Source organism: uncultured Senegalimassilia sp., from assembly GCF_934632265.1.
Lineage (GTDB): Bacteria > Actinomycetota > Coriobacteriia > Coriobacteriales > Eggerthellaceae > Senegalimassilia.
This window is the reverse complement of sequence record NZ_CAKTYH010000212.1, coordinates 1-1511: the sequence shown is the minus strand read 5'-3', so window position 1 is coordinate 1511 and position 1511 is coordinate 1. Positions and strand designations below refer to the sequence as shown.

Here is a 1511-nt window from a genome sequence, read left to right as displayed (position 1 = left end):
GCACCGACGTGGCCTACCTTGCCCGCGTAATCGACGCCGTGGTCGCCGCCGGCGCCAAGACCGTCACCGTCTGCGATGCCGCCGGCTCCATGCTCCCCGAGGAGTTCGCCCAGTTCATCGCCGACCTGTACCAGGCCGCGCCCCAGCTCAAGGACATCGACCTGGGCATCTCGTGCTGCAACGACCTCAACATGGCCGACGCCTGCGCCGTGGCCGGCGTCATGGCCGGCGCCTCCATCGTCAAGGCCACGTCCTACCCCATGGGCGTCGTCGCGCTCGACAACGTGGCCCGCATCCTTGCCGCCAAGGCCGACGCCCTGGGCGCCCAGAGCAAGGTGCGCGTGACCGAGCTCAAGCGCGCCATGAACCAGATCTCCCGTCTGTGCTGCGACGACCGCTCGAAGGCGTCCCTGTTCACCGGCAGCGTCTCCGAGGCCGTCGAGGGCGTAGTGCTCACCGCCGGCGACGACCAGGCCACCGTCATGCAGTACGTCGAGCGCCTGGGCTATAGCCTCTCCGACGAGGACGCCGAGGCCGTGTTCGAGGCCTTCAAGAAGATCGCCGCCAGCAAGGAGCGCGTGAGCGCCACCGAGCTTGACGCCATCGTGGCCTCCGCCGCGCTGCAGGTGCCCCCTACCTACACCCTGGACGGCTACGTCATCAACTCCGGCCTGAGCTTCAAGGCAACCTCGCACATCTCGCTGCGCAAGGACGGCGAGCTCATCGAGGCCGTGTCCCTGGGCGACGGCCCCATCGACTCCTCGTTCAAGTCCATCGAATCGGTCGTGGGCAAGCACTACGAGCTTGACGACTTCAGCATCCAGGCCGTCACCGAGGGCCGCGAGGCCATGGGCGAGTCGGTCGTGAAGCTGATCGCCAACGGCAAGGTGTATTCCGGCCGCGGCATCTCCACCGACATCGTCGAGTCCAGCATCCGCGCGTACATCAACGCGCTCAACAAGATCGCATACGAGGAGCAGAACTAATGAAGCTTTCCTTTTCTACCCGCGGCTGGGCTGACCACTCCTGGGACGAGCTGGTAAGCACCGCCCTCGAGATGGATTTCTCCGGCATCGAGATCCACAATCCCATAATCAACGCCGTCTTCACCGGCAAGGGCGGCCCGCTTGACCGCTACAACACCCAGGCGACGGCGCGCGCCCTGCGCGACAAGGGCCTGTGCATCCCTGCGCTCGACTCCTCTGTCGACATCTCCGCAGGTGAGGAGCAGGTTCAGGTCGCCAAGGAGCTCATCGACCTCGCCGCTGCCGCCAGCGTCGAGAAGGTCGTCGTCGTTGTCCAAAACGATGACGAGGGTGCCATCCACGCTGCCCTGAGTGAGCTTGTGCCGTATGCCGAGGCAAACGGCGTCGTTTTGCTGATCGAGTCCAGCGGCATCTTTTCCAGCACCTCGCGCATGGCAGGAATCATGGACCGCTACGCCAGCGACTACCTGGGCACTCTGTGGGATGTCTACAACGTCTATCGCACCGGTGGCGAGACCCCTGCTC

General features: G+C 65.2%; 2 protein-coding genes. Both read left to right on the top strand.

Annotated features, from left to right (window positions below; all coding sequences use genetic code 11):
* Positions 1 to 986: alpha-isopropylmalate synthase regulatory domain-containing protein (locus Q0H50_RS09560; protein ID WP_294421720.1), on the top strand; the 986-nt coding region annotated here is incomplete at its 5' end.
* Positions 986 to 1511 (top strand): TIM barrel protein (locus Q0H50_RS09555; protein ID WP_294421719.1); only part of this gene is annotated, 526 nt, incomplete at its 3' end. The genes Q0H50_RS09560 and Q0H50_RS09555, both read left to right, overlap by 1 nt.